This window comes from Campylobacter sp. W0014, from assembly GCF_020135975.1.
Taxonomy (GTDB): domain Bacteria; phylum Campylobacterota; class Campylobacteria; order Campylobacterales; family Campylobacteraceae; genus Campylobacter_D.
Genome location: NZ_JACHTR010000105.1, coordinates 1 through 463, shown reverse-complemented (window position 1 = coordinate 463; position 463 = coordinate 1). Strand labels below are relative to the sequence as shown.

The 463-nt window shown below is 29.4% G+C and carries 1 pseudogene; it reads left to right on the top strand.

Annotated elements, in window-relative coordinates:
• Positions 1-463: pseudogene (locus H2277_RS09165) on the top strand (hypothetical protein); the annotation flags it as partial.

Below are 463 nucleotides of genomic sequence, written 5' to 3'. Positions count from 1 at the left end.
ATGCAAGCCTCCTTTAACCATGTAAGATTAAGCCACGTTCTTACTATAGCTCCTCAAAATCTTATTAATATAGACGATGAACTCGATACAAGATATCAAGGAGATATTAAAAAACTATCTCAAATTAAAAAAAATGTTGGTTTACAATACAGATATGAAGCTGATCAAGAAACAACTGCTAGTGATTTAGGAGAATATGGGGCTAATATACTTTTTAATGAATTGAATATAGATAAAAACTCCCTAGATGCAATTATAGTTTGTACTCAAACTCCAGATTTTTTTATGCCTCCTACAGCTTGTTATTTGCATGGAAAATTAGGTTTGAGTGAAAAAACATTAGCTTTTGATATCAATCAGTCTTGTTCAGGTTATGTTTATGGACTTTATACAATTTATTCTATGATAGAAAATGGATCTTGTAAAAGAATTTTATTTATTTGTGGAGATACTTGGAGTAAAT